At 73.6% G+C, this 6,496-nt stretch carries 4 protein-coding genes; 1 reads left to right on the forward strand and 3 read right to left on the reverse strand.

The window, feature by feature from the left end:
- Together D476_RS34605 and topA are read right to left on the reverse strand one after the other, a co-directional pair.
- On the reverse strand, positions 1-1,715 hold a 1,715-nt coding region (locus D476_RS34605), incomplete at its 3' end, for an MFS transporter (RefSeq protein WP_040727199.1).
- A 223-nt stretch (positions 1,716-1,938) separates the two neighbouring features.
- Positions 1,939-4,809 carry a type I DNA topoisomerase gene (topA, locus tag D476_RS0126045; protein WP_017626847.1) on the reverse strand — a complete coding sequence of 957 codons (2,871 nt, stop codon included), beginning with the start codon at positions 4,807-4,809 and terminating at the stop codon, positions 1,939-1,941.
- Positions 4,810-5,012: 203 nt separating this feature from the next.
- Here topA and D476_RS0126050 point away from each other — a divergent pair, with 203 nt between their 5' ends.
- Positions 5,013-5,198 carry a DUF5703 family protein gene (locus tag D476_RS0126050; protein WP_017626848.1) on the forward strand — a complete coding sequence of 62 codons (186 nt, stop codon included), beginning with the start codon at positions 5,013-5,015 and terminating at the stop codon, positions 5,196-5,198.
- A gap of 257 nt (positions 5,199-5,455) precedes the next feature.
- On the opposite strand, the gene D476_RS38065 is transcribed toward D476_RS0126050, so the two are convergent.
- The coding region (locus tag D476_RS38065) for a hypothetical protein (protein ID WP_040727202.1) at positions 5,456-6,496 on the reverse strand (1,041 nt) is incomplete at its 5' end.

The following is a 6,496-nucleotide window of genomic DNA, read 5'->3' on the forward strand; positions in this document are numbered from 1 at the left end:
GCTGCTGGACCTGGGTGGANCTTCCCGGCGCCCTCGCCGCCCTCCAGCACCACGAAGGTGCCCGGCAGGGCGGCGTCCTCGGCGTCGTCCGCGGGGGTGCGCACCGGCACCCCGCGCAGCGCCGCCAGCAGCTCGGCCATCAGCGGCACCTCGCCCGCGTCGGCGTTCATCTGCCGGTAGGAGACCACCGCCACCACGACCGCCAGCACCGCCGCCAGCATCAGCACGGCGCCGGTGCCCAGGAAGTCGTAGGTCAGGTCGCGCACGGACAGCGTGTGGTCGCCGACGGCGGCCGCCAGCAGCGGGGACACCGCCACCGCGCCCAGCAGCACCAGGCGCCCGGCGGCGTGCAGGAAGGCGAAGGTTCGGCCGCGGACCTCGTCCTGGACCTCCCGGCCCATCAGGGTCAGGCCGATCACCCAGGCCAGCCCGGCGCCGGCGCCCACCACCGCGGTGAGCACCGCGGCCAGCACCATGTTCGGGATCAGGCCGGTGAAGAAGAGCGCCACCCCGGCCGTGCCCAGGGCCAGGCCGAACAGGCGGCGGCGGTCGAACTCGCGCAGCGTGCGCGGACCGGCCAGCATGCCCAGCGCCATGCCCGCGAACAGGGCGCCGAACAGCACGCCGAACCCGGCGTTGCCCGCGTCCAGCTTGTCCACGAAGACCCGGCCGACGCCGACCACGGCGCCCCCGGCGGCGAACGCCCCGAGCATGCCGAGCACCAGCCCGCGCACCAGCGGGGTGGACCCGGCGAAGCGCCAGCCCTCCCAGATGGTGCGCAGCGGGTTCTCCTGGCCCTCGGCGGAGGCCCGCTCGGCGCGGCGCTCGTCAGCCTCGGCCCGGCGGCGCTCCTTGGCCCGGGCGCGCTCGGCCGCCTTGCGCTCCTGCTCGCTCGGGACCGCCGGGACCTCCAGCGTGGCGGCCTCGCCGATGGGCGCGGTCAGCTCGTTGGGGTCCGCCTCCTGCGGCGGGACCGGGACCTCCTCGGTCCGGTCGCCGTCGGCCCCGGATGCGGGCGCGCCGGGCGATTCGGCCCGCTCGGCCCGCTCGGCCCGCGCGGGGCGGGCGGGCAGCGGAAGCGTCCAGACCACCGCGGCCGCGATGAAGAACGTGAGGCCGTTGATGTACAGCGCGATGTCGGCCTCGGGGGTGGCCATGGCCGGGAACAGCTTGCCCAGCACCGTGCTGAGCGAGGCCAGCACGGCGAACAGCCCGGCCGCCACCGGGGCGGTGCCGTAGGCGGTCAGCAGGGTGAGCTGGTTGGCCTGCTCCAGCCTCTTGCGGGGCACCAGGTTGGGCACCGAGGCGTCCTTGGCGGGCGTCCAGAAGATCGCCACGCACTCGGCCAGGAAATTGGCCACCAGCAGCCAGTCGAGCCGCCCCACCACCGGGATGGACACGTACAGCAGGCCGCGCAGCACGTCGGCGGCGACCATGGTCAGGCGGCGGTCGAACCGGTCGGCCACCACGCCCGCGAACGGACTGAGCAGCAGCCACGGGGCGATCTTGAGCAGCACCACGCCGCTGACCGCGAAGTACTGGACCACGGGCGAGGCGTCCATGGTGAGGATCGTCGCCAGCGACATCAGCGCCAGCAGGCTGAGCCAGTCGCCCAGGCTGGACAGCGACAGCGAGATCCACAGCCGTCGGAAGGGCGGGTTCGCCAGAACGCTGCGCGCCTCGCCGGGCGCTCCTAGAGGTGCAGATCTGCTCATAGTCGTGAAGGGTAGCGGCGCGTCCGGAAGGGGACGGGCGCGCGGCCGGGCCGGGGACGGGGACGGGCACGGGCGCCGCCGCGGCCTGCCGGGCTCCCTTCGCAAGGCGGCGCAGTGCTGCGCGCTGCCGCGCGCGGTCCGCGCCGTGGGCCCCTGTCGGGGCTCATCGCACCGGGCGGACCCGTGCGCGGCACACTACTGCCGCGCACGGATCGGCGCCACCTCAGGAGGCGGGGCCGGAGGTCCCGCCCGTGCCGCCCTTGGGCTCGCCGGTCTTCTCGGCCGACGGCTTCTTGGCGGCGGACTTCCTCGTGGTCGTCGCCCCGGACGCCTTCTTGGCCGACGAGGACGACGAGGACGACGAGGACGACGAGGACGCGGCGGCGGTCTTCTTCGCCGGGGCCTTCTTGGCCGGGGCCTTCTTCGCGGGGGCCTTGGCGCGGCGCTCGGCCAGCAGCTCGGCGGCGCGCTGGTCGGTGACCGACTCCACCTCGTCGCCCTTGCGGAGCGAGGCGTTGGTCTCCCCGTCGGTGACGTAGGGCCCGAAACGGCCGTCCTTGATCACCATCGGCTTGCCGGTCTCCGGGTCGGTGCCCAGCTCCCGCAGCGGGGCCGCGGCCGCGCGCCGGCCGCGCTGCTTAGGCTTGGCGAACAGCTCCTGCGCCTGCTCCAGGGTGACCGTGAAGATCTGCTCCTCGGTCTCCAGCGAGCGGCTGTCGGTGCCCTTCTTCAGGTAGGGCCCGAAGCGGCCGTTCTGCGCGGTGACCTGCTCGCCGTCCAGCTCGCCGACCACCCGGGGCAGGGACAGCAGCTTCAGCGCGTCCTCCAGGGTGACCGTGTCCGGGCTCATCGACTTCAGCAGCGAGGAGGTGCGCGGCTTGGCCGCCTGCTTGGAGCGGCTCTTGGGCTTCTTCTCCTTGTCCCCCTGGTCCGCGCCCTCGTCGGGGTCGGGCACGACCTCGGTGACGTAGGGCCCGAAGCGCCCGTTCTTGACGACCACGGTGCGCCCGGTCTCCGGGTCGGTGCCCAGCTCCCGGTCGTCGCTGGGGGCGGCGAACAGCTCCTCGGCCTTCTCCGGCGTCAGCTCGTCGGGGGCCAGGTCCTCGGGCACGTTCACCCGGCGGCCGTCGCGCTCCATGTAGGGCCCGTAGCGGCCCACCCGCATCACGATGTCGGTGCCCGGCACCGGGAAGGAGCTGATCTCGCGCGGGTCGATCTCGGCGAGGTGGTCGCCGACCAGCTCCTTGAGGCCGGTCTCCTCGGCGTTGCCGTAGTAGAACCGGCGCAGCCAGGGCACCCGCTCGGCGTCGCCGCGCGCGATGCCGTCGAGCATGTCCTCCATGCGGGCGGTGAAGTCGTAGTCGACCAGGTTGCCGAAGTGCTTCTCCAGCAGCTGCACCACGGCGAAGGCCAGGAAGGACGGCACCAGCGCCGAGCCCTTCTTGAACACGTACCCGCGGTCGAGGATGGTGCCGATGATCGAGGCGTAGGTGGAGGGGCGCCCGATCTCCCGGTCCTCCAGCTCCTTGACCAGCGAGGCCTCGGTATAGCGGGCGGGCGGGCGGGTGCTGTGCCCCTCGGCCTGCATCTCCTCGGACTTGAGCGCCTGGCCCTCCTCGACCGGGGGCAGCCGCCGCTCGCGGTCGTCCAGCTCGGCCTCGGGGTCGTCGGCGCCCTCCACGTAGGCCTTGAGGAAGCCGTGGAAGGTGATGATCTTGCCGGTGGCGGTGAACTCGGCCTGCTCACCGGAGGAGGAGGCGCCGGCCACCTTGACCGTCACCGACTCGCCCACCGCGTCCTTCATCTGGGAGGCGACGGTGCGCTTCCAGATCAGCTCGTAGAGCCGGTACTCGGCGCCGGACAGCCCGGTCTGCGCGGGGGTGCGGAAGGTGTCCCCGGCCGGGCGGACCGCCTCGTGCGCCTCCTGGGCGTTCTTCACCTTGCTGGAGTAGACGCGCGGCTTGGCCGGGACGTGGTCCGCGCCGTACAGGCGGGTGGCCTGGTCCCGGGCGGCCGCCACGGCGCTGTCCGACAGCGTGGTGCTGTCGGTGCGCATGTAGGTGATGAAGCCATTCTCGTAGAGCCGCTGGGCGACCTGCATCGTCTGCTTGGCCGAGAGCCCCAGCTTGCGCGAGGCCTCCTGCTGCAGCGTGGTGGTGCGGAACGGGGCGTACGGCGAGCGCTTGTAGGGCTTGCGCTCCACGGTGCGCACCGCGAAGTCGGAGCCGGAGAGCCGCTCGGCCAGGGCCCTGGCGGCCTGCTCGTCCAGGTGCAGCACGCCCGACGCGGAGCGCAGCTCGCCCTGGGCGGTGAAGTCGCGGCCCACCGCGACGCGCGCGCCGTCCACCGAGACCAGGTTGGCGGTGAAGGTGCCGGGGCCGTCCGCCGGGGCGCCCAGGGTGTCGAACACCGCCTTGAGGCCCCAGTACTCGGCGGAGGTGAAGGCGATCCGCTCGCGCTCGCGTTCGACCACCAGGCGGGTGGCCACCGACTGGACCCGGCCCGCCGACAGCTTCGGCATGACCTTCTTCCACAGCACGGGGGAGACCTCGTAGCCGTAGAGGCGGTCCAGGATGCGGCGGGTCTCCTGGGCGTCGACCAGGCGCAGGTTCAGGTCGCGGGTGTTCTGGGCGGCATGCTGGATGGCGTCCCGGGTGATCTCGTTGAACACCATCCGGCGCACCGGGACCTTCGGGGCCAGCTCCTCGCGCAGGTGCCAGGCGATGGCCTCGCCCTCGCGGTCCTCATCCGTGGCCAGGTAGAGCTCGTCGGCCTGGGCCACCAGCTCCTTGAGCTTCTTGACGTGGGACTTCTTGTCGGTGTTGACCACGTAGATCGGCTCGAAGTCGTGCTCGACGTCCACCCCGAGCCGGGCCCACGGCTCCGACTTGTAGCGCGCCGGGATCTCCGCGGCCTTGGTCGGCAGGTCGCGGATATGCCCGATGGAGGACTCGACGGTGTAGCCGGGACCCAGGTAGCCCGCGATCGTCTTCGCCTTGGCGGGCGACTCGACGATCACGAGCCGGTTCCCTCCGGTCGCCGTACCGGAGTCCTTCGAGCCGTTCTTGCCGGCGCTGCCCTTCTTGGGTGGCACGCTCTTCCCCTACGTCTCGCCTTGCGCTGTCTGTGCGGCCCGCCGCGGAACGCAGGCCGTCCGATCCCCCGCAACTGACGGTAACCGACGGGCCCGCGGATCGCTTCCCGGTCGGCGCGGCTCCCCGCCCGCCCTGCCCGCGGCCGCCCCCCGGGCCGCGGAGCCCGTGGCGCGAATCCTGCGGGAGTCGCAGAATAGGCGCAATGGTGGAGTACGAGTACCGGGAGATCGTCTTCCCGAGGGGGACGTCGCGCAGTGTGACGCGGCAGGCGTTGACCGACCACGCCGAGTACGGCCGGTGGGAACTGGCCCGTGTACGCGTCTACCGCGACGGCACCCGCAGGGTGACCGTCCGCCGGAGGATCATCCGACAGGTCCGCACGTTGTGATTTCCCTCACGCTAACCCCGAACGGCGCTCACGCCCCGTCGGATTCGCTGGTCACGACGGTATACCGACGGTCCCGGCCAGATGACCGGTTCCGGCCGTGATCACGCCCGCACGCGGCGAGCCCCCGCGGAAGGCCGCACGCCTCCGCGGGGACTCGCCTCGCCTTCGCGCCGCGGGCGGCGCCCCGCTCCCCCGCCTGTCCACCGCGTCTGTCGGAAACGGGGGGTGGGGACGCGCCGCCGCGCGGCCGTCCGGTGTTACAGGCCCAGGCCCAGCCCCTCGGTCAGGGACGAGACCGGGTCCTGAACGTCGCCCCCGGCGGGCAGGCCCGACAGCTCCTCGGGCACCTCGGGGGCCTCGGCCTCGGGCGCCTCGACCGGCGCCTCGGGCAGCTCTTCGGCGCTCAGCGGCAGCGACTCGGTCGCCGGCAGGTTCACCGGGTCCGGCAGCTCGTTGCTGAGCGGCAGCGCCTCGGAGCCGGGCAGCTCGGGCGCGGACGGGGCGGCGGGCAGCTCGTTGCTCAGCGGCAGCGTGTCCAGCGGAGCGGGCAGCGCGCCGGAGTCGGCGGCCTGCCCGGCCGGGGCGGACGCGTCCGAGGTGCGCACCATCTCGGTCTCGCCGTGGTCGACCCAGGCGCCGGTGTCCTTGGAGGCGGCGGCGGCCGTGGAGGCCACCCCGGCGACCGCGTTGCCGGAGACGTTCACCGGCACGTCCGCGTCGACCACGCCCTGGTTGCCGCCCAGGACCGAGCCGTTGCCCGAGGTCACGATGCCCCGGTGGTCCTCGTCCCAGACGAAGGCCCCGGTGTCCTCGGAGGTCGCGGCGGCGCTGCTCAGCACCCCGGCGACCGCGTTGCCGGAGACGTTCACCGGCACGTCCGCGTCGCCGACGAGCTGGTTGCCGCCGACCACGGAGCCGTTGCCGGAGGTCACGATGTCCTCGACCTGGCCGTGGCTCTGCCGCATCACGGGGCCGGCGTCGACGCCGCCGCCCTCCAGGTGGGTCGGCTGGGCGGCCGCGCTCAGGGTGTCGACCAGGCCCCCGGTGCCGGGCGCGAGCTGGGACATGCGGTAGCCGCCGTCCCCGTTCCCGCCGTCGCCGCCGTTGTCCCCGCCGTCGCCGCCGCCGGGCATGCCGCCGTCGGTCTCGTCGACGAACGCGCCGGTGTCCTTCGAGGCCGCCGCGGCGACCCCGCCGACGGCGCCGACCGCGTTGCCCGAGGCGTTGACCGGGACGTCCAGGTCGAGCACGCCCTGGTTGCCGCCCAGCACCGAGCCGTTGCCCGAGGTGACCGGGCC

The organism is Nocardiopsis chromatogenes YIM 90109 (assembly GCF_000341185.1).
GTDB classification, from domain to species: Bacteria; Actinomycetota; Actinomycetes; order Streptosporangiales; family Streptosporangiaceae; genus Nocardiopsis_A; species Nocardiopsis_A chromatogenes.

What these genes read in the sequence shown, in the direction of transcription:
- D476_RS0126050 (WP_017626848.1), top strand. Translation starts at nt 5,013, where the DNA reads ATGGTGGAGTACGAGTACCGGGAGATCGTCTTCCCGAGGGGGACGTCG.